Here is a 24,283-nt window from a genome sequence, read left to right as displayed (position 1 = left end):
GGCTCCCTCTCCATGAATATGACATCAGGTGATGCGCGGTACTTTTATCTTTTCTCCGGCACCTTCGCCACTAGCCCGAGCCCAGGCTCATGAATCCAAGGAGCTTCCATGTTGAATATCATGTCTACCCTATTGCCCGCCGCTCGCCCCGTGCGTATCAGCCGTAAAACCTTGGCACTCAGTCTTGGCATGACACTCACGGCCCTGAGTGCACTTGGCACTGCTCATGCTAATCAGACCCCAGCACCCGCACTGGTCAATGTCAGTGCCAGCGCAAGTGTCGAAGCGGCCCCCGACAAGGCCAGTATCGAGGCACGCCTGTGGGAAAAGACACCCGCTCGCAAGGTGGACGACAAGGCGCCGGACAGCAAGGCACAAGGTGAAGCCGCTCGTCAGGCGCGCGAAACACTGGAGACACGGATGGCGACATTGATCAAAGCGCTTGAAAAGGCGGGTATCGATAGTCGTCAGATCAGTGCCGGCAGCCTGAACCTGCGGCCTGAGCAGTACTATCAGCGTAACGACAACAATCAGGACCCGCAGCAGTGGCAGCGCACACATCTTGAGCGCCCGATCAGTATTTCACTGACGGACCTCAATCAGGTGCCCGAGGTCATTGATCTATTGCTGGGGGCAGGCGTCAATCAGCTTGCCGGTGTGCAATACCAGCTCAGCGATCGTGATGCCCTGGAAGACAAGGTACTCAAGGAAGCGCTTCTGAACGCACGCCACAAGGCTGAATTGATGGCACAGACACTGGGTGCCACGTTGGGAGCGGTACAGTCGATCAACGAGTCTTCCAACAACTCGCGCCCGCCGATGATGGCCATGCGTGCTGACATGGCAGAAGCCAAGAGCAGTGGCAGCGAATATCGCCCCGGTGAACTGAGCCTGGAGAGCAATGTGCAGGTCAGCTGGACACTAGACTCTGCCAACTGATCTCTACTAACTGAGCTCTACTAACTGAGCTCTACTAACTGATCTCTACTAACTGAGCTCTACTAACTGAGCTCCGCCGGAAGTTATCTGACAGCCCTCTGATGTACAAAACGCCAGCCGCTCATCATGCGGCTGGCGTTTTTCATTCCAAGCTCAGCGACTCAGGTTCAGCAGCCCAAGTTCAGCAGCCCAAGTTCAGCAGTGCATGCTCAAGCCAGGCCACCCAACTCTCGCTCGATAGCGGACAGCGCCATCATCGGCTCATCAGCCTGAGTGACAGGACGACCGATCACCAGGTGCGTGCTGCCAGCGGCCATCGCTTCACCAGGTGTCATGGTGCGACGTTGATCACCCACCTGCGCAAAGCTCGGACGAATACCCGGCGTCACCTTGAGAAAGTCCGGACCACACAAGGCCTTGAGACTCGGTGTTTCACGTGCCGAGCACACTACACCGTGCATTCCGCTCTGCTGGGCGAGTGTCGCCAAGCGCTCAACCTGCTCAAGCGGTGTCACATCCAACCCCACATCCGCCAAGTCCTGCTGCTCCATGCTGGTCAACACGGTCACGGCGATCAGCTGCGTCTTCAAGTTGCGTGCGGTCAACGCCTTGGCGGCAGCTTCCATCATCCGTGCGCCACCAGCTGCATGTACGTTGGTCATCCACACGCCATGCTCAGCAGCTGCCAGCACGGCCTGAGCAGTCGTGTTGGGAATATCATGAAACTTGAGATCGAGAAATATCTCGAAGCCACGCTGGTGCAGTGCCGTGAGGATATCCGGCCCAACACGCGTGAACAGTTCCTTGCCGACCTTGACACGGCAACGTGCCGGATCGAGTTGGTCCGCCATGGCCATCGCCGAAGCGAGGTCAGGGTAATCAAGGGCGATGATCAGGGGTGAAGTCGTGACAGGCATCCGGGCTCCGGGCGTGAGACAAGGCGCAATGACAGAGGGTCATGGGCTCGGGGCAGCATTATAGCGCTCCCCTCTTCACCTGTATGCCTACAGAAAGATGAAACGAATCAGCTCGCTACCTGCACTAGTGCTTTTCTGCGTTGATGGCCGAAAAGCGTGGAAGAGTGAGTAATCGTTTAATTCTAAATAACTACAAATCTCATCCTTCAGCCACAGTAATTCTCGCACTGGGCGACAGGTGGTCAGCCCGAGCACTCTACCTCCAAGACCACCACATCATGACCAAAGGATTCGATCATGAAAACTGTACTCGGAACACTTGTCGTAGCAGCCTGATGGCGTTCTCTTCACTCAGCCAAGCGGCAGAGTTGAACATCAATACGGCGAATCTTGAGCAACTCGTTCAGCTCAAGGGGATAGGCGACAAGAAGGCCGCGGCTATCGTGGCCTGGAGGGAAGCCAATGGGCCTTTCACTACGGTAGAGCAACTGGCGGATGTCAAAGGTATCAGCACCAATACGCTACAGCGCATGGACACCACTCTGACGCTGGGCAAAGCGACCAAGGCTTCATCAGCCAATGCATCAACTGCTGCGATACCATCCACGACAATGAGCAAGACAACGGATCAACAGGCGGCTACCTCTGAGGCTCTCACCAAGGTAGTGGCAAACGAAAGCTGATGATAATACCGACACAAGACGCCACAGCTAATGCTGTGGCGTCTTCATGACAAGAAATTGATCTGCCTTGAATTCTGAAATGACACACCACTAAAAAAGCCGACCAGAAGGCCGGCCAATGGGGTTTCCCCCTTCCCCTGACGGTAAGACTGACACCTGAAAATGTCAGACTCTGACAGATAGGCCATCCTTGGCCTGCCTCTTCCCCAAGAGGTGTCCTTCAATGCCAACCTCTGTCTGCGATCGACACATTCTGACTCGTTGATGCCTTTCCTGATGACAATAGAATATCGCAACATCTGAATAAGAAAGGTGATCTGTATCAAGCCACATCATGCAGTGCTTCGCCCACACGCACAGTCATGATCCATATCAATTTTTATCCCTATGGACGCTACGTCATTACAGAAGGCATACCACCAGTAAAAAAGAAGGCGCCTCGACCATTGTCGAGCGCCTTCTTTTTTACTGGCAATCTATTTGCACAACACTCGTTTTACCACCATGCATCAAGCTCTCAGCGACGAACCTTCTTGTCCTCGACCTCAGTATGGCTGACCTCGAGCCCCAGCGGGTGGCCTGCTGACAGCTCCGCACGCGTGGCAGCGCGAATATCGAGTATTTCCACATCCCAAACCAGCGCTTGGCCCGCCAGTGGGTGGTTAGCATCAACCTTGACCTGCTGCTCACCCACCTCAAGTACCGTCACTGAGCGCTGCCCCTCGGGCGTACGGGCTTGAAAGCGCATACCTGCCTCAATCTCGCCAGGGCCAAAGGCATCGCGCCCGAAATACTGGACGAGCGCTTCATCACGCTCACCGAAACCTTCGGCAGGCGTCAAAGAGACAACGCGTTGGGCGCCGACCTCACAACCTTCCAGCGCACCTTCCAATGCCGCCAGAATATTGTCGTGACCGTGCAGATAATCCATCGGCTCACGGTCAAGAGAGCTATCCAGAGTGGCACCGTCATCGGTACGCAAGGTGTAATGCAGGCTGACCACCTGCTGCGGAGAAATGATCATGGGGACTCCACTCACGTCATGTGGCTGAAAATGATGAGACTCAGAAGGGATAGTACTTAACAAATGTCAGTGTTCACTACGGCGTAACTGACGACTGGAAAGTTCGATGCGCTGCTGCTGATTGATCAAGTTGAGCAGCACGATGACACGCTCATCACCCTTGCTGCTTTCAAAGACACCGCTAAGTGAGGTGAGCGGTCCATCAATGATCTCAACCTGCTCACCAGCACGGAAATAGACATTCTCCGCGGGTTGGCCTTTGCGAGACTCACCACTGGCCATTAGTGCCTCGACTAGCAAGGTGGACACCGCTGTCGGGGTAGTGCCGAAACTGACAAGCTTGAGCACGCCTCGCGTAGAGCGAATGGGGCGCCAGTTATCATCGACCTGGTCCAGTCGAATGAACAGGTAATAGGGAAATAGGGGCTCTTCGACCCAGCGCAGCTTGCTACCCCGCTTCTTCTCCACCTCAAGCAAAGGATGGAAAACATGAAAACCTTGGTTAGTCAGGTTTTCGGCAGCACGAAAGGACTCTCCACCCTTGCACTGAATAAGGTACCAGCGCGCCTTGGCGGCATCTCGGGCTTCACTCATGATGATCTCTCATTGCCTGCCTGTCTCATGAATTCATCCTGGGGATCAGTCTGCTCTTCTGCCTCCATGCAGGACAATACATGGCTCTTGCAGACAGGCAGTGCGACAATCCGGCAACTGAAGGCACACGCGATCACTTCATCGAAACATCGCGGGTGGCATGTGCGGTCACACTCTCGGCAAGGACAGGCAAGGCTTTGACTTCAAAGGATTTACGCTTACTCGCTGGTCGTCATGGTATCACGTTCCTGATGGGCTTCGCTTCTGGCCTGCCGCTACTGCTGACCGGTAGCGTGCTTCAGGCTGGATGACCGATGCCGGCGTGGCGCTGGATGCAGTCGGGCTGCTGGCGCTGGTCGGACTCCCCTATACACTCAAATTCCTGTGGGCTCCGCTGCTGGACCGCATCATGCCGCCTGTCCTGGGACGACGGCGCGGCTGGCTGATGATCGCTCAGCTGGCGCTGACAGCGCTGATTGCGCTGCTCGCGCTGCAAGATCCGCACATGGCACCACTGACCATGGGTGCCATCGCACTAGCGGTCAGCTTCTTCAGTGCCACACAGGATATCGTGATCGATGCCTACCGTCGTGAGCACCTGCCGGATCATGAACTAGGCCTCGGCTCCAGCTTCTATGTCTACGGCTACCGAATCGGCATGCTGCTAGCCTCGGCGGGCGGCCTGGTGCTGGCGGACCTGATCGGCTTCCGCATCACCTACCTGATCATGGCTGGCGCGCTCGGTGCCTGCATGCTGGTCACTCTGCTCGCCCCTGAGCCCAAGGCCCATGCAGCACCGCGCGCCCACCACTTGCATGAAATCCTGTGGGACCCCATCCGCCACTTCATGAAGCGCGATGGTGCCATCTGGCTGTTACTGTTCATCTTGCTCTACAAGCTTGGCGACTCCGTTGCGGGCAACCTGACCACGCCTTTCTACAAGGATATCGGCTTCACCAACGCCCAGATCGGTACCACCGTAAAGTTGTTCGGCCTATGGCCATTACTGGCAGGCACCTTCTTTGGCGGTCTGATGATCATGCGCATCGGTATCTACCGGGCGCTATGGTGGTTCGGGCTATTGCAGATGATCTCGACCGCAGGCTTCGTGTGGCTTCACCATGTCGGAGACTCCCTCCCCTGGCTTGCGGGTGTAGTAGCGTTCGAGAATCTGGCAGCTGGCATGGGCAGTGCCGCCTTCATCGCCTTCATGGGCGCCCTGACCGACAAGCGCTTTACCGCGGGTCAGTACGCCATGCTGTCCTCAATCATGGGCTTGCCAAGAGTCGTGATCGCTGCTCCTTCCGGCTACCTTGCCGAGGCAGCTGGCTGGGACAGTTTCTTCTGGATCTGTACCCTTGCCGCCATCCCGGGCCTACTGCTGCTGCTACGCTTCCGTCACTGGGGGGCGATGCTGGCCACCCCTCATAAGTCGCCAGCCATACCGGCAGAGTGATTGAGTCACTGGAGGTATGCCGACCAAAGGAACTCCTCGGGGGGTGTCCAGGTTCATCACGCCCTCCCCAAAGATAGGCCGGAGCGCGTCAACGCTATTCAGCGTCGAGTCAGATTCAATACAAGAGCATTCACCATAAAAAACCCCGCAGTGCCTGGGCACTGCGGGTTTTTTGCGTCTTCTACAAGACATCGCTTTCTTCTGCAAAGCACCGAGTGACTATAACGGTGCTTATCTAACGATGCTTGGCTAGCCATTCGAGTGCACCTGCACTGCGCTTCCATTGATCACGCATCAGTGTCCGATACTGCCAAGCCTCACCACGTGAACCAGGTTCCGGTGCATCCACAACCAGGCTCACTGGGCGCGGATTTTCTGCCAGCAGCAGATTGATCAGGTGCGCATTGGCTTCGCGCACAATCACGAGCGCCTCTTGAGCATCGGTCTGTCGCTCCAGACGATAGAGCGCCAGCACTTTCCCCATCAGGATACCCAGCAGCGGCATCTCTTCATCGGCGGTGCGTCGCTCGAGGTCATGCTCCGCCAGCACGACGGCTTCATCGTTGCGTCCTTCGCGCAGCAGCTGATCGAGCACCAGCTCCCGCAGCCCGAGACTGTCTTCTTCATCGAGCTTGAGCAGACGTTCCGCCAGCTGACGCGAACGTTCACGCTCGCCACGCTCCATGCCGATGACCAGTCCCAGACCACAGCGCAGCAGCTGGGCATTGTCGCCATCCTCCCAGCGCAGCAGGCCACCCGCCTCTTCGATCTGATCAAGCCAGTAGCCAAAGCGCTCCGCCAGCGGCACGAAGAAGGCATCAGACATCCACGGCAAGCTGCCGAAGCGGCTCGCCAGTGCCAGTATCAGCCTTGGCACACCGCAGGCGTATCAAGCCATTCCGGACAGGCACAAAGCTGCTGAAGCCAATCGTTCGGGTCCTGCGTTTCCCACGGGTCGATATCGAGTGCCAGTGCCGCCTCTTCTTCGATACGCGCCGGGAATACGGCTTCCCACAGGCCCAATGTCACAGCCTGTTCAGCATTCTGACCAAACAGCAGGCTGCCATCCTCCTGTGTTTCGAGCGCCAGACGTGGCGGGCGTGTCAGCACCTCAAACAACGCCTGTAGCGAGGCCAGTGAGTCCGAGAGTGACTCATCGGAATTGACCATCTGCTCAGCTAGCGTCGCGCGCGGGTTCTCGGCCAGGTCTGCCAGAAATTCCAGCTGTCCGGGCTCGATGTCTTTCTGTTTGGCCAGACGCCGCCACCAGAAGCGAGCGCGATCCTGCGCTTCTTCCGGCTGGCCTTCGTGCAGCAGCAACATGGCTTCGATATAGGCCAGCGTCGGAGAATCCGGCAGTGTCTGCTGGGCACGAATGAACGCTGCCCGTGCTGAGCCGAGATCATCACTGTCGAGGTGCAGCAGGCACTGATGCTCCAGCGCGACGCCACGCAGGAATGCAGGGCCACGTTCGAGCACCTCATCCAGCAGCAACGCTTTCTTGCGCGTGAAACCACGCTCCTGATAGAGATCCAACAGCAACTCAAAACCGGGCTCAGCCTGCTCAGGCAGACGCGACCAGTCACTAGTATCAAACAGTGACTCCATGATCTGCTGAGCACGACCACGACTGCCTGCCTCGGCGCTGATCAAGCCCGCCTCAAGCAGTGCTTGCGCCGGTGCCAGAGCGGAAGCCAGCGCTGCCTTGAGTTGCTCGCCCTTGAACTCGCGCAGCGACAGCATCCACATCAGGTGGTCCGGGATCGGCGGCAACTGAACCTTGTCGCAGCACTGCTTGTACTTGCGACCGGAGTCACACCAGCAAGGCTCATTGCGATTCGGTGGCGCCAGCGACTCGCGCGCAAAATTCAGGCGCACCAGCGGTGTCTGACTCCACAGTACTGGCGCCAACGCCACGGCGAGCGCTTCATCCCCGCCGACATAATTCACGCCCTCGGCATGTGCCCACTGCATGAAGGCGGGAAAGGTTTCGTCTGCGCGGATGGCTTCCAGCGCACCACTGGCGTAACTCAAGAGCCGTTCGACCCACTCAGCAAGCATGGCATCTCCAAAAAAACACGTTTCACAGGACTAAAGGCACAACGCCCGTCAGGGCCCTGCGAATCAGGAGGCGAAGTCTATCATGACGGCTTCTGCCCCTCATCTGTCGACGGGACAATGCTACTTCGCCAGACTCGATTCGAGCGAATAACCGGCAGCTTTCAAGCGCTCTGCAAGACAAGCAATATGGGCTGGCCCGACTTCGCAACAGCCGCCGACGATGCTGATACCGGCCTTTATCCAGCCAAGCGCCAGCGTCGCATATTGCTCTGGCCCCAAATCCTGGCGGGCCTTGAGTTCACTGACAGTCCCGCCTGGCTGCAAGGCGGCAACGGAGGTGAAGCCGTTGGCATAGGCACCCGTCGGTAGCGTGCTGGCGAGCAGAGTCGACACACTGCCTCCAATGGCTTCCGGCGCACTGCAATTGAGCAAGATGGCCGATACACCCAGCGACTCCAACAGCGTGATGGCCTCCGCCAGCGGCTCGCCACTGCGCAGAGTGGACGGCTGATCATCCTTGACGGTCAGCGCGACCCATACCGGCAGCTCGCTCTCCAGTGCAGCCGTAGCAGCAGCGCGGGCCTCATTGCACGAGGACATCGCCTCGCACAGCAAGACATCGACATGCGGTGCCTGCAGCGCGACCAACATGCGATAACTTGCCAGCGATACGGCATAATCCGGCGCGACATCCGGGCGATAGGTTGCCACCAGCGGCGGTAAACAACCCGCTACCTTGATGCCTGTTTCACCGCTCAGTGCTATCGCGTCACGCGCAGCCTGGGTAGCCGCTGCGTGCACCCTCTCGATGGAGTCCCCTGCACCCGCCAACTCAAGACGCTGCGGTGTGGCGGTGTAGGTATTGAGCGTGATGACACGCGCACCCGCACGAATGAAATCAAGATGCAGATCACGCACCAGCTCGGGCTGATCCAACATTACCTGGGTCGACCACAACGGTGTCGGTGTGCATCCGCTGCGTCTAATCAGCTCTTGGCCCATTCCGCCATCCAGCAATACGACCGCTCCAGACTTTGTGACGGTTTCCACTCCAACCTCAGTGCCTTCTACACGTTCCACACAACCTCCTGAGGTCTTTGATGACATATAGGATAACGATGGCTTGTCAGTCTTGGTCTTGCGGCCAGTCAAGGGCCAGAATTCTAGCATGTGCAATACACCTTCGGCCCGCAGTTCACTGGAGCCAAAAGGTCGGCCAATGCTACTGTTAGCATCGCCTTTCGTATGACGGCCTTATCGACGATGTCATCGGCAATCTTGCCGACGATCTTGACGTCAATGATGTAGTGTCCCGTTGATGCTCCTCCCCACGCGCCCCGCCCTGATCAAGGAAGCCCACCTTGCTGTTGCCGAGTCCTTTTCGTCCTCGCGTCAATAACGCCAATGATGCCCCACAGGTGCGTCTTGAGCGCGAGGGCCGCGACGAGATTCGCCGCATTACTCAGGCGGTAGAGCGTGTGCCGTGGTCGGTCAGCTTGACGCAGATCTTGTGGACGGCAGGTCCTGTCACTCTGCTGGGTGCTTGGGGCGGTTATTTGCTCGGTTATGGCAAAGAGCCCACCTTCGAAAACTACATATTCTTCATTTCCTACACGGTGATCACCGGCGTGGCGGGGATTATCGCCAACATCGCCCACAACCTGACCAGTTCGCGCCGCTATGACCGTACCGAGGCCAAGATCGAGCGCGTGATCGATACCGTGCCAGAGCTGATCCTCGCGACGCGCAATCTGATTGTCGAGAGTCTCGAGGGTGATGCTCGCCGCCGTGAGGCAGCCGCCATGCTGCTACGCAAACAGGATCTCGCCCCCGAAGGCGTTGAGCTTGCGGCACTAGAGCTACTGGATGACCGCGATGCTGCACGCATCATCAGTCAGATTGATGTCTATCGTCGTATCGGCCTGCATGCGCGTATCCGCGATATCAACAGCCTGAACCGTGAATGGCTTGATCCGCAGTTCAATGAGCTATCAGAGCTGGCACCAGAAGCGATCGGCTTGCTGCGTGAGCGCTTTGAAGGCCGTGCGCCTGATCTGCACAAGGGCGTACCACGCGACGAGAACTTCATCGAGCGAGTGCTGGCGGCCATCGAGCAGGACAACGATCTGCTGATGACGCTGCAGGATGTGGAAGAGATGTTGATTCTGGCCTTCGAGCTGATCAGCGGTCGCAAGATTCCGCTACTCAACTTTGAATATCGCGGTCGCTGGAAACTGGCCCGGACGCTGGATAACCTCGAGCATGCCCGCTCTCGCTACCGCATTCGTCAGGCCACAGGGCTATCACGCCTCAAGGCACTGACCATCTATCTGGCTGAGTCCGGCACGCTGGTAGAAGATGCCGCTTCGGGCCTGCGTGCCGAAGTACTGCTACAACGCTCGACTCAAGCCATGGATGCACTCGCCGAGCAAGTGACCCATCTGGCCATCGCCGTGGGCGAAGGCGACCGCGAGCACCGCACCGTATTGCGCGCTCGTGCCGACATCCTCACCAATGCCATCCGCCTCTACAAGACAGTGACCAACGCTTACGATCAGGTCGGGCGTAGCCATGCTGTCTTCCTCAAGATGTCCAAGCGCTGGGAGAACATCACCTCTCAGATGTCGGATGGCGCCACGCGGCTACGCGTCGGGCCTGGCCGGCGCGGTTTGCGCATTCAGGAAAAGACCATCGCGTTGGACGATGAGGCCAAGGCAGAGGTCTGTAAGCACATCGCTGATCATCTTGAAGAGAGTCGTATCAAGCGCGTCGATAGCGAAATTGCCTATCAGGCCCGCGAGACGGTACTGCGCGTTGGTGTCGACAAGGCCAAGGCGATGGCCATCGAGATAGCACTGGCGCTTGAGCCTCACATACACCTGTCACGCCCTGCGGTACAGCGCGCCATCAATGGCTCCAATGCTGCCTACTTCGGCCAACTGGAACCCAATCAGTCGGCCGCTGCCAAGGCAGCACTGGGTAGCGCCATGGTGCGCGAGATTGATGATGACCTGTCGCGCACCGCCGAGTCGCTGGCCATTGCACTCGTGCGCCACTATCGCGTCGAACTGGAGCCACGAGCCATTGAATTTCTGCGTGACACCTTCGGTGCTCGCGAAGCGACGCTCAACATGCTCAGTAACTACCAACCGGCTGATCACCACCCGATCAGCTATCTATCCAATCGCCCGGCAATGATCCAGACCGCCAACCGTGACTGGTATCGCGCGCTGGTACAGGCCCGTCGCTCCCTCGACGACGATTGATCCCCGCGCGCCGCCAACGGCATACTGTATGAATCACCATGCAGCCTCAGGATGACCGATGCGTCTGATCATCGCCGAAAAGCCCAGTCTTGCCCGTGCCATTGCCGATGCGCTACCCGGCCGCAGCGCCAAGCGCGACGGCTATATCGAGGCCGGAGACATCCGCGTTACCTGGTGCATTGGCCACCTGCTGGAGCAGGCCCCACCGGATGACTATGACGAACGCTTCAAGCGTTGGTCACTGGAACATTTGCCGATCGTTCCCGACAAATGGAAGCTCAAGCCACGCAGTCAGGCACGCGGCCAGCTCAAGGTCATCCGCGAGCAACTCAAGCTGGCAAGCGAAGTCGTACATGCTGGCGATCCAGATCGAGAAGGTCAGCTACTGGTGCAAGAAGTACTAGAGCACATGCGCTGGCGCGGCCCGGTCAAGCGTCTGCTGATCAGCGACATGAACCGCCCTGCCGTCACCCGCGCACTCAACAAGCTCGAAGACAATCAGCGTTGGCAGCCGCTGTATGAGGCGGCACTCGCTCGCCAGCGGGCTGATTGGCTGTACGGCATGAATCTGACCCGCGCCTGGACACTGACGGGGCGTCAGGCCGGTCATGATGGCGTGCTATCCGTTGGCCGCGTGCAGACACCGCTGCTGGGGCTGGTGGTGCGCCGCGACGAGGAAATCGAGAACTTCGAGCCACGTGCTTTCTTCCCGCTGTGGATCGAAGCCGGTGTGGCAGCCGGTAGCCTGAAAGCCTGGTGGCATGCCGCCGGCTCACCTTGGCTGGCGCGCCTCGCCGCCAAGGGCACGACGCTGCCATTGGACGACAAGGGACGCCTGCTGGATAGCCGACCCGCCGAACGTCTCGCGAGGCATCTCGCCACTCTGACCACCCTCGGTGATGGTCATGTTGAAAGCGTTGAGGCCAGTGACAAGTCACAACCCGCCCCGCTGCCCTATTCTCTTTCGGCGCTGCAGGTGGATGCCTCACGCCGCTTTCGTCTGCCGGCGCAAAAGGTGCTCGATACCTGTCAGGCGCTCTATGAGCGTCATCAGCTGATCACCTATCCGCGTTCCGACTGTCGTTATCTGCCACGCGAGCATCACGCTGGCATGGCCAATATCATGATCACGGCCTGCAGTGGTGATGACGAGCTCGAACGCTTCAGTGGGGGCGCAGACTTCAGCCTGCGCTCCCGCGCTTTCAATGACAGCAAGGTCAGCGCTCACCATGCACTGGCCCCCACTGGACGTGAGCCGGACTATGCACGCCTGAATCGTGATGAAGCCAACCTCTACCGCATGATTACGCGCAATGTGCTGGCGCAGTTTTACCCTCCGCACCGCTATCGCGAGGTCAAGGTCGAGCTCACCTTTGCCGGTGAGCCGTTCCGCACCAGTGGGCGTACGCTCATTGATGAAGGCTGGAAGCTGTTGTTTCAGCGCGCAAGTGGTGCGGATGACAAGCCCGACAAGAAGTCTCAGGACACGCCTCCGCCGACGCCATTACCAGCGCTGGAGCCGGGAGAGGCGCCCGTGTCATCGACTGCGGAATCGAGCAGAAGGAAACCCGTCCACCCGAGCCCTTCAATGATGCCAGCCTGATTCAGGCGATGATGAACATTGCCCGTTATGTCGAGGACGAGGCGGTACGCCGCACATTGCGTGACGTCGATGGACTCGGTACCGAAGCCACCCGCGCAGGCATGTTGGAGACGTTGATCAATCGCGGCTACCTGGTACGCGAAGGACAGGCGATGCGCTCGACGCGTATTGGTCGCGCCTGATTCGCGCTTTGCCTCAGGCTGTCTCACGCCCTGAGCGCACCGCGCTGTGGGAGCAGCGCCTGAACATGATCTATGAACAGGGTGACTCGGCAGCCCCCTTCCTGAGTGAGCTGATAGTCGATCTGCGCGCTTTGTTGGCCGATAGCTCTGCCAGCCGTCTGAGCGCTGCCCTGGCGAGTGTCGGGGGTGCTACACCAGACGCGCGCAAGACAGGCGGGTCACGGCGTAGCAGCCAGGGAAAAGGCAAGACCACACGGCGTAAATCAAGCGGCGCCACTACTGCTCGTGGCAGTGGTGGTACGGCCGCACGTAAAAAACCGGCCGCTTCGCGACGCAAAGGCAGCAGCTGATATAACGCTCTCTCGAGATCTCGCACATGGCAACACTCCTCCCATCCAATACGAAGGCGTCTAGTCGCCGCCACTCTACTGAAACGGTGAATTTTCGGGGCAACCGCTTGTGGATTATCGGCCCCGGGGCCATCGGGCGCTTGCTGGCAGCACGTCTTGCGAGTGCTCGCGCTGATGAACTCGCATCTCAGGGGAAGTCGTCGCTCCCCGACATTCTGCTGATCGGGAGACGAGCGCTATCAACCCAAGAAATATCAATAGAGATGATAGCGCCATCAGGCGACATTGTTATCCAAAAGATAATGTATGAAAAAATAGATAGCATGAAAAATCCGCCAAGAGAGATTCCTTTAGCGATTTGGATAACTACAAAGGCACACGGAGTGGAAGATGTCTGGGCAACACTGCAACAGCATATCTCCCCCAGCACACCCATCACCTGCTGGCAGAATGGCTTGAGCGCACAACCCTGGTTCGCCGAGCATCATTCTGGCCTGCTATGCGCCAGTACCACCGAAGGTGCCTGGCTACCTGAGTCACACTCCACTCAGGTATTCCCGATACAACACGCCGCACATGGTCAGACCTGGCTCGGCCCGTGGGCTGCGACTGGAATGACATCAGCCGCCTCCACCGCCAATGCTCATCAACAGGTCGACTGGCTGACGAGAGCGGGATTCAGTAGTAAGGCTGCAGATAACATGCAGGAACGTCTGTGGCACAAGCTGGCCGTCAATGCGGCGATCAACCCTCTCGTGGCACGCTTTCGGATTCGTAATGGCCAACTACGTGATCGCCCCTTCTCTTTGATGGTGCGACAGGCCGTCAGTGAAATAAGCGCCGTACTGAACGCCAAGCAGGTCTCGGCGCCACCCCAAGGATGGCAAGCATTGATTGATGACGTGATTCGCACCACCGCAAACAATCGCGCCTCAATGCTGCAGGATGTATTGGCCGACCGACCAACCGAGATAGTGGCAATTCTCGGCCCGCTACGCTCGACAGCCGCCCAACATGGCCTGCAGATACCGCTGCTGGATCAGCTATATCGCGATCTGAGCTGATCACTTGCCACCACAGCATGCTTCAGAGACGAAAAAAGACCCGCCTCGCGAGAGACGGGTCACAAAACAACAGTCAAGCTGTCGAGAGAGCAGTATTTGTTGCCCGCCACTGCACGCTGTCATGAGCCGGCGGACAACCAATATTCTTCACATCATCAATAAAAGCCTGGCAAGCAGCGCTTAGTGATGGAAACGCTCGGACGCTTCACGCGCCAGCTCACGAATGCCATCCCAGTCACCCGCGTCGATCAACTTCTGCGGGGCGACCCAGCTACCACCGACACACATCACGTTCTTGAGCGCCAGATAATCAGCCGCATTATTGAGCGTAATGCCGCCTGTCGGGCAGAAGCGTGCTTCACTGATCGGGCCACCGAAAGATTTGATGGCATTGACGCCACCCGCGGCCTCTGCCGGGAAGAACTTGAAGCGGCGATAGCCGTACTGCCAGCCCGTCATCAGCTCGGACACGGTCGCCACACCCGGCAACATGGGAACGCTGCTGGTCACGCCGTACTGATAGAGCGCCTCGGTAGTGCCTGGAGTGACGATGAAGTCGACACCCAGCTCTTCGACCTGACGATACTGCTCCGGCGTCAGCACGGTACCTGCCCCGATGCTGGCATTCGGTAACGCTTCACGCATGCGACGAATCGCTTCCAGAGCGCAATCGGTACGCAGAGTGACTTCGAGGACGGTCAGACCGCCTTCGTAAAGAGCCTTGCCCAGCGGCACGGCGTCTTCAATGCGCTCGATGGCGATGACCGGCAGCACAGAGGCCTTCTGGCAGATGCTGTCGATCTCGGTCGTACGGGTCGACGGAAGCTGTTTTTCAAAGCTCATGGCGTTCTCCTTGTGCCGCGGCGTGCATGGATGGCAGCGGCAGATATGATCAGGGGGCCCAATACAGCGCCAACGGCGCAGACAGGAAGGCCCGAATCGGCAGCTCACTAACTGCTTCGATATTACCCAACGCGCGTGACAGCACGTCCTGTTTGTCGGTGCCCGTAAGATGCAACACGGTACGGCGGGTTTGGCGCAGGCGTGCGAGGCTCAGCGTAATACGTGGCTGCGACACGCTAGGGGCACGCATTGGCACGCAGCACTCCTGACTTTCCAGCGCCTCTTCGAGCCGATCCCCGTCAGGGAATAGCGATGCCGTATGACCATCGCCACCCATGCCAAGAATCAGTGCACTGGCTGGCCACGACAGCGCTGCAATGCGAGCACTCACTTCTGCGCAACCCGCTTCAGGCTCGGCCTCACCATTGGTCAGCGGATAGAAAGTTGCTGCACTCGCGGCACCCGTTAGCAAGTGCTCACGTACGAAGCGCGCATTGCTATCACTCGCGTCTTCGCTCACCCAGCGTTCATCAGCCAGCGTGATATCCACTCGCGACCAGTCCAGCGGCTTGTCGCACAATGCGGCAAATAACGGCTTTGGCGTGGAGCCACCCGACACGACCAACAGCGCACGTGCAGCAGGGTCAGCCGCGAGGTCTGTGGTCAGTGCCGCAGCCAGATACTCAGCCAGCGCCTCAGCAGTTTGCTGTCGTGGGTCGCTCGCAAGAGGAGACGGGGTTATCGCAGAAGCCATCTCAATACTCCTCATACCAGCTACGACCATCACGGGTAATCATCGCGATAGAGGACACTGGCCCCCAAGAGCCCGCTGGATAGCGACTCGGCGCCGCAGCACGTGATTCCCAACCGTCGATGAGGGTGTCAACCCAACGCCATGCGTGTTCAATTTCATCACGACGGACGAACAGATACTGCTGGCCCTTGATGACCTCAAGTAGCAAACGTTCGTAAGCTTCCGGAATTCGACGCTTGGGGAAGGCATTGTTGAAGTCGAGATCCAACGGCCCTGGACGCAGGCGCATGCCCTTGTCGAGACCGGGATCCTTGGTCAGCACCTGCAGGGAGATACCTTCATGCGGCTGCAAGCGGATGATCAGCTTGTTGGATGCCAGTGAGCGCTGGTCCGGATCGAAAATATAGTGCGGCTGCTGGCGGAAGTGGATGACGATTTGCGACATCTTCTCCGGCATGCGCTTACCGGTGCGCAGATAGAACGGCACCCCTGCCCAACGCCAGTTGGAGACTTCGGTCTTGAAGGCCACGAAAGTCTCGGTCGACGATTCGGTATTAGCCCCCTCCTCCTCCAGATATCCCGGTACACGCTGGCCATCGACGGCACCAGTAATGTACTGGCCGCGCACGAGATCAGTGTTCAGACGCTCGCCAGTAATCGGACGTAATGCCTTGAGCACCTTGACCTTTTCATCACGGATAGCATCAGCATCGAGACTGGATGGCGGGTCCATCGCGATCAAGCACAGCAGCTGCAGCAGGTGATTCTGCACCATGTCACGCAGCTGGCCAGCCTGGTCAAAGTAACCCCAACGACCTTCAATCCCGACCTTCTCCGCGACGGTAATTTCGACGTGGGAGATCTGATTCTGATTCCACTGATTACCGAACATCGGGTTGGCAAAGCGCAGCGCGATCAAATTCTGAACCGTTTCCTTGCCCAGGTAGTGATCGATACGATAGATCTGCGATTCGGCAAACACGGCACCGATGGCGTCATTGACGGCGCCGGAGCTCTCTAGATCAGAACCAATCGGCTTCTCGACCACGACGCGTGATTGCTCATCCAAGCAGCCAGATGCCTGCAGATTGCTGCTGATATCGCCGTAAATACGTGACGGTACAGAGAGATAGATCAACAGCGGCCGCGGTGAGGACTTGCCCTTGGCATCCACCCGCCAATCGACAATCGCGGAGTAGCCTTCAACCGTGCCGAAATCTAGCGCAGCGTAGCCAATACGGGCGATGAAACGCGCCACTGCGTCCTTTTCCAGGTGTTCCGGCTTGACGCGCTCCTTGAGCGCAGCCTCCACGGTTTCCTTGAAGGAATCGAGACTGATGTCCTGTCGCGCAAGGCCAATAAGACGCGTTGACTTGTCGAGCAAGCCATCGCGATCGAGGTGATATAGGGCTGGATATAGCTTGCGCTTGGCGAGGTCGCCCAAGGCGCCGAACAGGGCAATATCCACGCCCGGAATGATGTCGGAACTCATGCCGCCGATTTCTCCCGTCGAATCTGCCCTGCATGCCGAGCTGAACCGGAGAGGTCGTGTGTTATTCATGAAGAAATTCGTTGCGGCTACAGTAGCAGTAGTCGCAGGAATGGCTTCGAATGACACAGGACGCCAGAACGGCGTTGGCGATACATGGCTGGTTATATTAACAACAAATGTAGCGAGAACGCGGCGCCTCCTCAAGACAAATCGCCTCACAAGTAGGTAAACTTACCTAAAAGTGGTAGGAAACGCCGGTTTCGCATCCATCTCGTCACTGCCTGCATCCAAGAGATACTTGGCCTACCTGACGAGTGAGGCTAGGATGCCCAGATTACGTAGTTATTTCACTACACAATGGCAGGGTAACAGGCGAATGGCTGTACACGACCTCATCAACCGCATCCGTGAACGTCTCGACGAGCTCAACCGCTCCGAGCGAAAGGTCGCCGACGTCATTCTGGCGGATCCATCAGCGGCCACAGGCATGAGCATTGCGGCGCTCGCCCAGGCCTCTCTGGTCAGCGAGCCGACCGTCAACCGCTTTTGCCGCAACTTCGACGCCAAGGGCTTCCCGGACTTCAAGATAAAACTGGCCCAGAGCTTGGCTGGCGGCACGCCCTATGTGTCGCGCAGTGTCGAGCAGAACGATGACGCCGAGGCCTATGGCGACAAGATTCTCGGCGCAACAGTCGCCGCACTCGATGATGCTCGCCGCGCGCTCGATCCCAAACGTATCGAACGTGCAGTCGACTATCTCAGCCAAGCCAAGCAGATCTGCTTCTTTGGCCTGGGGGCCTCTGGCCCTGTTGCGGCAGATGCCCAGCACAAGTTCTTTCGCTTCAATCTGCCTGTCATGGCCTATGAAGACGTACTGATGCAGCGCATGGTAGCGGCCGCCTGCCATACCGGTGATGTCATCGTAATCATCTCCTACACCGGCCGTACCCGTGAACTGGTCGATATCGCTAAATTAGCACGTGGCAACGGTGCTGCCGTGCTCGGCATTACGGCTCCGAACTCTCCACTGGCCCGCGAATGCACCGAGGTATTGGAAGTACTGGCACCAGAAGATACCGATATCTATATGCCAATGACCTCGCGCATGATTCATCTGGCGTTGATCGATGTACTGGCGACCGGCGTGACGCTGCGACGCGGCGAGGACTTCCAGCATCATCTCAAGAAGATCAAGGACAGCCTCAAGGACACGCGTTTTCCTCTGGAATCGTGAGCAATATATCAGCGGTGCCGGCAGTCGTTCACGCTCTCAAAATGGCATCGACATGCATGCCAATTTCACAGACAAATCACACTGCCAACCATTGTCATGGCCTTGAGTGATCCTTCAGTACTGCTCCGAGCTTGCACCAACGCAGACAAGGCACAACAATACGCGCCATAAACCTTCCATGCGGCACGGGCTGCATGGCGTCTATTGTCGTGAATTCCGAGGATGTCTCCATGCGCTGGCTGGCCATTGCTGCTTTGACCCTGTTTTCCACACTTCCCATGAATATCAGTCAGGCGCAGGCCGACACCTTCAAGTTCACGGCCATTCCGGACGAAGATGAGTCGCGCCTGGTGGAACGCTTCGACAAGGTGGCGGACTATCTGGCCGAGAAGCTCGGTGTTGAGGTTGAATACGTGCCGGTCAAGTCCTACAGCGCGGCGGTCAGTGCCTTCCGCAATGATCAGATTCAGATGGCATGGTTCGGTGGCCTGACCGGCGTTCAAGCACGCCAGCTAGTACCGGGCTCCATCGCGATCGCCCAAGGCACTGAAGATGCCGCCTTCCGCAGCTACTTCATCGCCCGTCGTGATCTGAAGCTGGCCGGTGACGCCTCTGAACCGCTCGACGCCCTACCTGAGTCCATTGAAGGACATACCTTCACCTTCGGCGCCAAGACATCCACATCTGGCCGTCTGATGCCGGAATATTATCTGCGCGAACAATTCCAGGAAGCCCCGGAAAAATTGTTCTCACGTGTAGGCTTCTCAGGTGATCACTCACGTACCATCGCACTCGTGGCTGCTGGCACCTACGACGTCGGCGCTGTCAACTTTGCGGTATGGGATGCAGCGGTCAAGGATGGCAAGGTCGATCCGGCCAAAGTTCAGATACTGTGGCAGACACCAAGCTATCCGGACTACCAGTGGACACTGCGCGGTGATGTAGATAGTCGTTTTGGCTCGGAGTTCACTGCACACGTCACCAAAGCGTTGCTGGACATGAAAGACCCTGACCTGCTGGAAAGCTTCCCGCGCTCGGGCTTCATCCCCGCCAGCAATGATGACTACGCCCCCATCAAGGCCGTAGGTGAGCAGCTCGGATTGCTGCGCTGAGCTCATGACGCAAGTATCACCTCTCCCTCTGCTACATCTCACGCAACACAATCTCGGTCATGGTGACGAGATCGTGTTGCGTGACGTCGACGTTCGTCTTCATCAAGGCGAACGTATCGCGTTGCTAGGCGCGAGCGGCGCCGGGAAATCGACGCTACTTGAGGCGCTGCGTAGCGCATTGCACGTGGCTCACGTGCCTGCTGCCTGGTGCCCTCAGCGTCAAGGCTTGGTACCGCAACTATCTGTCTATCACAATATTTTCATGGGCAGATTGGACCAGCACTCGCGACTGACCAATCTGCTTAATCTACTGCGCCCGAAGCCTGCTCATTGGCAAACGGTAGCGACGCTGTGCGAGCCACTAGGGATTGCATCGCTGATGGAGCGCTCAGTAGAAGCACTCTCCGGCGGCCAGCGGCAGCGCGTCGCCATTGCGCGCGCCCTCTATCAGGGACATCCGCTCTTTCTGGGCGACGAGCCTGTCGCCAGTGTCGACCAGCATCAAGCCAGTGAGTTAATTCAGCTGATTCACTCTCTGCATCTCACTAGCATCGTTGCGCTGCATCAGCGTGAGTTGGCGCTCACTCACTTCACGCGCGTCATTGGCCTTGGCAAGAACAGCGAAGGCCATGGCGCGGTACTGCTCGATATCTCGACCGACGGGCTGACACTGCAGGATCTCGACTGCCTGTATCCCGCTGCATCCAGTGCCGGCCCGCACTCCCCCGACGAGTCAACTGGCGAGAAGTTCGCTCAGCAAGACGTGTCTCAAGAACATCGCAATGCTCACTGATATCTCCCCTGCTACGCCTGTCGTATCCAAACCACCGCCTTGGTGGAAGGCACGCAGCGAAGGTATGCGCTTACTGCGGCTAGGCGCGGGGCTGATTCTGGCCATGCTGGTGTTAGCCCCGTTCGGCGATCTTTCGATTACCTCACGTGACCCGTGGCAGGAGCTACTCCGCATGTTGGCGGGGTTGGTGTCTCCCTCACCCAGCCTGCTGGAATCGCCACTGCATGCTCTGATACTAACGGTGTCTTTCGCGCTGTGGGGCACCTTGCTGGGCGCGCTGCTCGGCCTGCCATTGGCACTGGTCTACTCACGCTCACGGCTGCTGCGCGGCGCATGTGCGGGCCTGCGAGCCATACATGAGCTGTTCTGGGCGCTATTGCTGCTGCAGGTCTTCGGCCTTTCCGCCGTCACGGCGTTGGCTGCGATCACGATTCCCTACGCAGCGACGTTCGCCAAGGTCTACGCCGAGATACTCGAACAGCTACCCCAGGCGCCGATCAAGGCACTGCCTGCAGCCACCTCACGCCTGATGCGCTTCGTCTATGCCGAGCTACCGATGGCGTGGCCGCGACTGGCCAGCTACACCCGCTATCGCTTTGAGTGCGCGCTGCGCGCCAGCGTATTGCTGGGCTTCGTTGGCCTGCCGACACTGGGCTTCTATCTGGAAAGCGCCTTTCGTGAAGGACGCTATCATGAGGCCGGTGCACTGCTGTGGATCTTCTATCTACTGATTGCCACGCTGCCGTGGTGGGGTCATCGTCGCCTATTGCCGGTGCTGGCTATCGCAAGCCTGTGGTGGCTAGGGCCGTGGCCCAACGTCAATCCCGCGCTCCTGTGGCGCTTTGTCAGCCACGACATCTGGCCGGCACCGCTCGTCAACGCCTCTCTGGAGACGGTCGTCTCCGGGGAACTGTTCTCAGGCATGCTCCAGTGGGCTGGGCAGCTCCCGCACTTGCTGCCAGCGCTCGGCAATACGCTACTGCTAGGCCTGCTGGGCACGGCCGGCAGCCTGCTGGTCGCCATGGCGCTGTGGCCACTGGCCAGCCGTCATGTCGGCAATCGGCTCACCCAACGCACCACTGGCGGCCTGCTGATCTTCCTGCGCACCACGCCAGAGCTGATGCTCGCCTTTATCCTGCTGCTGCTGCTTGGGCCATCTCTGCTGCCCGCCTGGCTGGCTTTGTCACTGCATAACGGGGCCATCATCGCCTTCCTGTGCGCACGTCATGCCAATCAGATTCAGCTGCCTCTCAGCAAGCCGCAAGGACGTCTGGAGTGCTGGCTGTACGAACTCAACCCACGCGTCGCGCCGGGCATGTTCGCGCTGCTGTTCTACCGCGCCGAAACCATTATCCGCGAGACGGCGATACTCGGCATGCTTGGTGTGGCAACGCTGGGCTTCCATATTGATTCGAGCTTCGAGTACATGATGTTCGATCAGGCATTTGCGCTGCTGCTGTTAACCGCAATACTCAATATTGCCGTGGATAGCCTCGCGCGCCGCCTACGTCCGAAGAGTGACATCTCGGAAGACAGCTGTGTCCGCTAGGGCTCAGACTCGACAGCATGGCGCATGAAAAGCGATACCACGTAAGTCAACACTCACTTTTGTGCCGCAGAAAAACACCTGGCACCGAAGCCTGCATACCCGCCTTTGATTGCGAGTACCGACATGCCCTCTTCGACTCAAACAGATTCGGCACTCAAGGCCAGCGCCAAGCGTGAAGCCCAGCGCATCACACTCATCGGAGCGGTGCTGGATGGCATATTGGGAGTCGCCAAACTGATCATCGGCAAGATGGTCGGCTCGCAGGCGTTGATCGCCGATGGCATTCATTCACTATCGGACCTGGTGACAGACGCCTTCGTGTTGGTGGCCACTCACTACGGCCGTCAAGCGCCAGACCACTCGCATCCGTGGGGGCATGAGCGCATTGAGACACTCGGCACCCTGGTGCTCGGCAGCCTATTATTGGCCGTCGCCGGCGCGATTGGCTGGGAAGGGATTCTGCGTAGCTGGGCACTGATATTCGGCACGCTGACAGCCCCGCTGCCGGGCGTACTGGGCATCGGCATTGCCGTCATCTCGCTGATCGGCAAGGAATGGATCTTTCGCGCCACGCTCAAGGTCGCCCATCGCCAGAAGTCCAAACTATTGGAAGCCAATGCCTGGCACTCGCGTAGTGATGCACTTTCCACCGTCGCGGTACTCGTGGGCCTGATTGGCACGCAGCTGGGTGCCGGCTGGCTGGACGGTATCGCAGCCATCGTGGTCGGCGTGATGGTGGGCAAGATTGGCGTGTCACTGGCCTGGGAGGCCTCACGTGAGCTGATCGATACCGCGCTGCCGCGTGAACAACAACACGAGATTCGTGAGTGCTTACTCACCCTGCCGGAAGTTCGTGGTGTACATGACTTGCGTAGCAGAACACTCGCCGGACGTATCGTATTGGAAGTGCATTTGCTGGTGGCATCACGCATCAGCGTCTCCGAAGGACACGCCATTGGTCACCATGCGGTGGCACGCCTCAAGCGAGAATTCCCTCAGCTCAGTGATGTGCTTTATCACATCGACCCGGAAGATGACTCCCATTTGACGCAGACCGACTCACCTCATCCGCCCTCTCACCAGCCACTGCCGTTGCGCAGTGAGATTATCGCCATGCTGGATGAGCGCTGGCAGCTGCAACCGCTGTGGCACGCGCGTAGCGGCATGACACTACATTATTTCCAACATCAGCAGCAGCCAGCAGCGTCATCCATGCCTGATTCGCCCACCACGCTGCCACCACATGTGGATATCCTGCTGGAGCTAACAGCAACTTGCTTTGAACCAACCGCGGAACGTTACCAAGATGCGAATAAACGCAACACTGAGATCACAGAAATGAAACGCCTGACCGACGATATCAACTGGCTAGGCAACCTCGAGCTCAGTGTCATTTCGCCTACTCCCACACGCTAGAGTCTGCGTTACACTGCACCATATATCAGTCACGACAACACTCGATCATCAAGGAGCACGCCCATGAGCAATGCATCCGGCGAAATGCACAAGACACGTATCATCAGTGAGCTGAAAGGCTTCATTCGCAAGCTGCTGCAAGACCCGAAGATACTCGAACAGTCGCTGATCGTGGCGCGGGCGCGCCTCAAGGAAGGGGCAGAACAGGGGCAAAGCGAAGCGCAGATGCTGGCCATCATCGCCAACGAAGTGTCCGACACTACCAGCATTCATATCCCGGAAGATCCGGCAGAGCACTCCGATGCCGACAAACTGTTCCTGGAGCTGCTTAAAGATGTCGTCGAGGAAGAAGAAGCGCTTTATTGATCGTTTATTCGCTGCAATAAAAAACCGCCCCGTAGGGCGGTTTTTTATTGCCTGAAGAAGATCTACTAAGAGGCAGCATTTGCCTGACAACCAGCAGGTACGAAGCTTTCTTTCCAGCCATCAGTTCCAGATGAAGCAATACCACAAGTCCATACACCACTGGTATCGCGACTTAGAGTTATAATTGCACCAGAAACAACAGGTGCTGCTTCATTACCCAAGGTTACTTCAAGAGTACCGCTTCCTGCAGCAACAAAGGTAGCTATATTAGTTCCGATCACGCCAGTGGTAATATTAGAAGGCACATATCCTAGTTCATCATTCGTTATAGCAACATCCCCACGCACCAACGACTCTTCAACAGCAGTTTTATACGTAGCTACCTCAGAGTAAGCGCGGCTTACCTGAGATTTTGCAATATAATCTTGGTAACGCGGAATAGCAATTGCCGCCAGAATACCGATAATCGCCACAACGATCATCAGCTCGATCAATGTAAAACCAGATTGCTTACGTGTCATGTGTAAGTGCCTATTCAAAATTAATCGTGCGCTCAGCGCCATAACCGTCGAGCAGCCGGTGCAC

Annotated in this window: 23 protein-coding genes and 1 pseudogene; 14 read left to right on the top strand and 10 right to left on the bottom strand. The window is 57.9% G+C overall.

The window, feature by feature from the left end:
* The first annotated feature begins 108 nt into the window (after window positions 1-108).
* On the top strand, window positions 109-939 hold the full coding sequence (locus BF12_RS0108820; RefSeq protein WP_051510874.1) for an SIMPL domain-containing protein: 831 nt from the start codon (window positions 109-111) through the stop codon (window positions 937-939).
* A 209-nt stretch (window positions 940-1,148) separates the two neighbouring features.
* Here the strand turns inward: BF12_RS0108820 and pyrF are convergent, their stop codons facing one another.
* Window positions 1,149-1,856 carry an orotidine-5'-phosphate decarboxylase gene (gene pyrF, locus BF12_RS0108815; protein ID WP_024951955.1) on the bottom strand — a complete coding sequence of 236 codons (708 nt, stop codon included), beginning with the start codon at window positions 1,854-1,856 and terminating at the stop codon, window positions 1,149-1,151.
* A 278-nt stretch (window positions 1,857-2,134) separates the two neighbouring features.
* Here pyrF and BF12_RS23125 point away from each other — a divergent pair, with 278 nt between their 5' ends.
* Window positions 2,135-2,539 (top strand): helix-hairpin-helix domain-containing protein, encoded by a 405-nt coding sequence (locus BF12_RS23125; protein WP_024951954.1) that lies wholly within the window; start codon window positions 2,135-2,137, stop codon window positions 2,537-2,539.
* Between the two features lie 517 nt (window positions 2,540-3,056).
* On the opposite strand, the gene BF12_RS0108800 is transcribed toward BF12_RS23125, so the two are convergent.
* The gene (locus BF12_RS0108800; protein ID WP_024951952.1) at window positions 3,057-3,563 is read right to left on the bottom strand and encodes an FKBP-type peptidyl-prolyl cis-trans isomerase; all 507 of its coding nucleotides are present in this window, start codon (window positions 3,561-3,563) and stop codon (window positions 3,057-3,059) included.
* Window positions 3,564-3,629: 66 nt separating this feature from the next.
* On the bottom strand, window positions 3,630-4,157 hold the full coding sequence (gene rfaH, locus BF12_RS0108795) for a transcription/translation regulatory transformer protein RfaH (protein WP_024951951.1): 528 nt from the start codon (window positions 4,155-4,157) through the stop codon (window positions 3,630-3,632).
* Window positions 4,158-4,237: 80 nt separating this feature from the next.
* Between rfaH and BF12_RS22350 the strand changes: the two genes are divergently transcribed.
* The gene (locus tag BF12_RS22350; RefSeq protein ID WP_211242416.1) at window positions 4,238-4,468 is read left to right on the top strand and encodes a hypothetical protein; all 231 of its coding nucleotides are present in this window, start codon (window positions 4,238-4,240) and stop codon (window positions 4,466-4,468) included.
* On the top strand, window positions 4,465-5,613 hold the full coding sequence (locus tag BF12_RS19405; protein WP_211242415.1) for an AmpG family muropeptide MFS transporter: 1,149 nt from the start codon (window positions 4,465-4,467) through the stop codon (window positions 5,611-5,613). The genes BF12_RS22350 and BF12_RS19405 overlap by 4 nt, the downstream gene beginning before the upstream one ends.
* A gap of 235 nt (window positions 5,614-5,848) precedes the next feature.
* On the opposite strand, the gene BF12_RS23400 is transcribed toward BF12_RS19405, so the two are convergent.
* From BF12_RS23400 to BF12_RS0108780, 3 genes are all read right to left on the bottom strand, one after another.
* The gene (locus BF12_RS23400; protein WP_345917390.1) at window positions 5,849-6,490 is read right to left on the bottom strand and encodes a hypothetical protein; all 642 of its coding nucleotides are present in this window, start codon (window positions 6,488-6,490) and stop codon (window positions 5,849-5,851) included.
* Window positions 6,478-7,674, bottom strand: a complete 1,197-nt coding sequence (locus BF12_RS19400) for an SEC-C metal-binding domain-containing protein (RefSeq protein ID WP_345917389.1) — start codon at window positions 7,672-7,674, stop codon at window positions 6,478-6,480. The genes BF12_RS23400 and BF12_RS19400 overlap by 13 nt, the downstream gene beginning before the upstream one ends.
* A gap of 120 nt (window positions 7,675-7,794) precedes the next feature.
* Complete coding sequence (locus tag BF12_RS0108780; RefSeq protein ID WP_248623652.1) at window positions 7,795-8,754, bottom strand: homocysteine S-methyltransferase family protein; 960 nt, start codon at window positions 8,752-8,754, stop codon at window positions 7,795-7,797.
* A 281-nt stretch (window positions 8,755-9,035) separates the two neighbouring features.
* Here BF12_RS0108780 and BF12_RS0108775 point away from each other — a divergent pair, with 281 nt between their 5' ends.
* The 4 genes and pseudogenes from BF12_RS0108775 to BF12_RS19390 all read left to right on the top strand — a co-directional run bounded on the left by BF12_RS0108775 (window position 9,036) and on the right by BF12_RS19390 (window position 14,139).
* Window positions 9,036-10,940: a hypothetical protein gene (locus BF12_RS0108775; RefSeq protein WP_035159696.1), complete on the top strand. Its 1,905-nt coding sequence runs from the start codon at window positions 9,036-9,038 to the stop codon at window positions 10,938-10,940.
* Between the two features lie 58 nt (window positions 10,941-10,998).
* A pseudogene (locus tag BF12_RS19395) lies at window positions 10,999-12,725 on the top strand (DNA topoisomerase 3).
* 8 nt (window positions 12,726-12,733) lie between these two features.
* Window positions 12,734-13,075 (top strand): hypothetical protein, encoded by a 342-nt coding sequence (locus BF12_RS23390; protein WP_345917387.1) that lies wholly within the window; start codon window positions 12,734-12,736, stop codon window positions 13,073-13,075.
* A gap of 26 nt (window positions 13,076-13,101) precedes the next feature.
* Window positions 13,102-14,139 carry a ketopantoate reductase family protein gene (locus tag BF12_RS19390; protein WP_084488044.1) on the top strand — a complete coding sequence of 346 codons (1,038 nt, stop codon included), beginning with the start codon at window positions 13,102-13,104 and terminating at the stop codon, window positions 14,137-14,139.
* Window positions 14,140-14,319: 180 nt separating this feature from the next.
* Here the strand turns inward: BF12_RS19390 and BF12_RS0108760 are convergent, their stop codons facing one another.
* From BF12_RS0108760 to zwf, 3 genes are read right to left on the bottom strand one after another with little or no spacing between them, the layout of a single operon-like run.
* Window positions 14,320-14,982, bottom strand: a complete 663-nt coding sequence (locus tag BF12_RS0108760; RefSeq protein ID WP_024951947.1) for a bifunctional 4-hydroxy-2-oxoglutarate aldolase/2-dehydro-3-deoxy-phosphogluconate aldolase — start codon at window positions 14,980-14,982, stop codon at window positions 14,320-14,322.
* 49 nt (window positions 14,983-15,031) lie between these two features.
* The gene (gene pgl, locus BF12_RS0108755) at window positions 15,032-15,736 is read right to left on the bottom strand and encodes a 6-phosphogluconolactonase (RefSeq protein ID WP_024951946.1); all 705 of its coding nucleotides are present in this window, start codon (window positions 15,734-15,736) and stop codon (window positions 15,032-15,034) included.
* Between the two features lies 1 nt (window position 15,737).
* Complete coding sequence (gene zwf, locus BF12_RS0108750; RefSeq protein WP_024951945.1) at window positions 15,738-17,228, bottom strand: glucose-6-phosphate dehydrogenase; 1,491 nt, start codon at window positions 17,226-17,228, stop codon at window positions 15,738-15,740.
* A 376-nt stretch (window positions 17,229-17,604) separates the two neighbouring features.
* Here zwf and BF12_RS0108745 point away from each other — a divergent pair, with 376 nt between their 5' ends.
* The 6 genes from BF12_RS0108745 (at window position 17,605) to BF12_RS0108720 (ending at window position 23,698) form a co-directional block, all read left to right on the top strand.
* Window positions 17,605-18,462 (top strand): MurR/RpiR family transcriptional regulator, encoded by an 858-nt coding sequence (locus BF12_RS0108745; protein ID WP_024951944.1) that lies wholly within the window; start codon window positions 17,605-17,607, stop codon window positions 18,460-18,462.
* 230 nt (window positions 18,463-18,692) lie between these two features.
* Window positions 18,693-19,574 (top strand): putative selenate ABC transporter substrate-binding protein, encoded by an 882-nt coding sequence (locus BF12_RS0108740; RefSeq protein ID WP_024951943.1) that lies wholly within the window; start codon window positions 18,693-18,695, stop codon window positions 19,572-19,574.
* Between the two features lie 4 nt (window positions 19,575-19,578).
* A complete protein-coding gene (locus BF12_RS0108735) occupies window positions 19,579-20,367 on the top strand; it encodes an ATP-binding cassette domain-containing protein (RefSeq protein WP_084488045.1) in 789 nt (262 codons plus the stop codon).
* Complete coding sequence (locus BF12_RS0108730; protein ID WP_024951941.1) at window positions 20,357-21,916, top strand: ABC transporter permease subunit; 1,560 nt, start codon at window positions 20,357-20,359, stop codon at window positions 21,914-21,916. Before BF12_RS0108735 ends, BF12_RS0108730 begins: the two co-directional genes overlap by 11 nt.
* A gap of 123 nt (window positions 21,917-22,039) precedes the next feature.
* Complete coding sequence (locus BF12_RS0108725; RefSeq protein WP_024951940.1) at window positions 22,040-23,332, top strand: cation diffusion facilitator family transporter; 1,293 nt, start codon at window positions 22,040-22,042, stop codon at window positions 23,330-23,332.
* A gap of 63 nt (window positions 23,333-23,395) precedes the next feature.
* Window positions 23,396-23,698, top strand: a complete 303-nt coding sequence (locus BF12_RS0108720; protein WP_024951939.1) for a hypothetical protein — start codon at window positions 23,396-23,398, stop codon at window positions 23,696-23,698.
* A gap of 65 nt (window positions 23,699-23,763) precedes the next feature.
* Here BF12_RS0108720 and BF12_RS21655 read toward each other — a convergent pair.
* The coding region (locus BF12_RS21655; RefSeq protein WP_282705490.1) for a pilin at window positions 23,764-24,283 on the bottom strand (520 nt) is incomplete at its 5' end.

Source organism: Cobetia crustatorum, from assembly GCF_000591415.1.
Lineage (GTDB): Bacteria > Pseudomonadota > Gammaproteobacteria > Pseudomonadales > Halomonadaceae > Cobetia > Cobetia crustatorum.
Note: the sequence above shows the minus strand (reverse complement) of the source record. Positions and strands in the feature narration are given on the sequence as shown.

Excerpts from the sequence above, each read along its gene's own strand:
- BF12_RS0108820 (WP_051510874.1), top strand. The coding sequence starts at position 109 with ATGTTGAATATCATGTCTACCCTATTGCCCGCCGCTCGCCCCGTGCGT.
- pyrF (WP_024951955.1), bottom strand. The coding sequence starts at position 1,856 with ATGCCTGTCACGACTTCACCCCTGATCATCGCCCTTGATTACCCTGAC.
- BF12_RS23125 (WP_024951954.1), top strand. The coding sequence starts at position 2,135 with ATGACCAAAGGATTCGATCATGAAAACTGTACTCGGAACACTTGTCGT.
- BF12_RS0108800 (WP_024951952.1), bottom strand. The coding sequence starts at position 3,563 with ATGATCATTTCTCCGCAGCAGGTGGTCAGCCTGCATTACACCTTGCGT.
- rfaH (WP_024951951.1), bottom strand. The coding sequence starts at position 4,157 with ATGAGTGAAGCCCGAGATGCCGCCAAGGCGCGCTGGTACCTTATTCAG.
- BF12_RS22350 (WP_211242416.1), top strand. The coding sequence starts at position 4,238 with ATGGCTCTTGCAGACAGGCAGTGCGACAATCCGGCAACTGAAGGCACA.
- BF12_RS19405 (WP_211242415.1), top strand. The coding sequence starts at position 4,465 with ATGACCGATGCCGGCGTGGCGCTGGATGCAGTCGGGCTGCTGGCGCTG.
- BF12_RS19400 (WP_345917389.1), bottom strand. The coding sequence starts at position 7,674 with ATGCTTGCTGAGTGGGTCGAACGGCTCTTGAGTTACGCCAGTGGTGCG.
- BF12_RS19390 (WP_084488044.1), top strand. The coding sequence starts at position 13,102 with ATGGCAACACTCCTCCCATCCAATACGAAGGCGTCTAGTCGCCGCCAC.
- BF12_RS0108760 (WP_024951947.1), bottom strand. The coding sequence starts at position 14,982 with ATGAGCTTTGAAAAACAGCTTCCGTCGACCCGTACGACCGAGATCGAC.
- pgl (WP_024951946.1), bottom strand. The coding sequence starts at position 15,736 with ATGGCTTCTGCGATAACCCCGTCTCCTCTTGCGAGCGACCCACGACAG.
- zwf (WP_024951945.1), bottom strand. The coding sequence starts at position 17,228 with ATGAGTTCCGACATCATTCCGGGCGTGGATATTGCCCTGTTCGGCGCC.
- BF12_RS0108745 (WP_024951944.1), top strand. The coding sequence starts at position 17,605 with ATGGCTGTACACGACCTCATCAACCGCATCCGTGAACGTCTCGACGAG.
- BF12_RS0108740 (WP_024951943.1), top strand. The coding sequence starts at position 18,693 with ATGCGCTGGCTGGCCATTGCTGCTTTGACCCTGTTTTCCACACTTCCC.
- BF12_RS0108735 (WP_084488045.1), top strand. The coding sequence starts at position 19,579 with ATGACGCAAGTATCACCTCTCCCTCTGCTACATCTCACGCAACACAAT.
- BF12_RS0108730 (WP_024951941.1), top strand. The coding sequence starts at position 20,357 with ATGCTCACTGATATCTCCCCTGCTACGCCTGTCGTATCCAAACCACCG.
- BF12_RS0108725 (WP_024951940.1), top strand. The coding sequence starts at position 22,040 with ATGCCCTCTTCGACTCAAACAGATTCGGCACTCAAGGCCAGCGCCAAG.
- BF12_RS0108720 (WP_024951939.1), top strand. The coding sequence starts at position 23,396 with ATGAGCAATGCATCCGGCGAAATGCACAAGACACGTATCATCAGTGAG.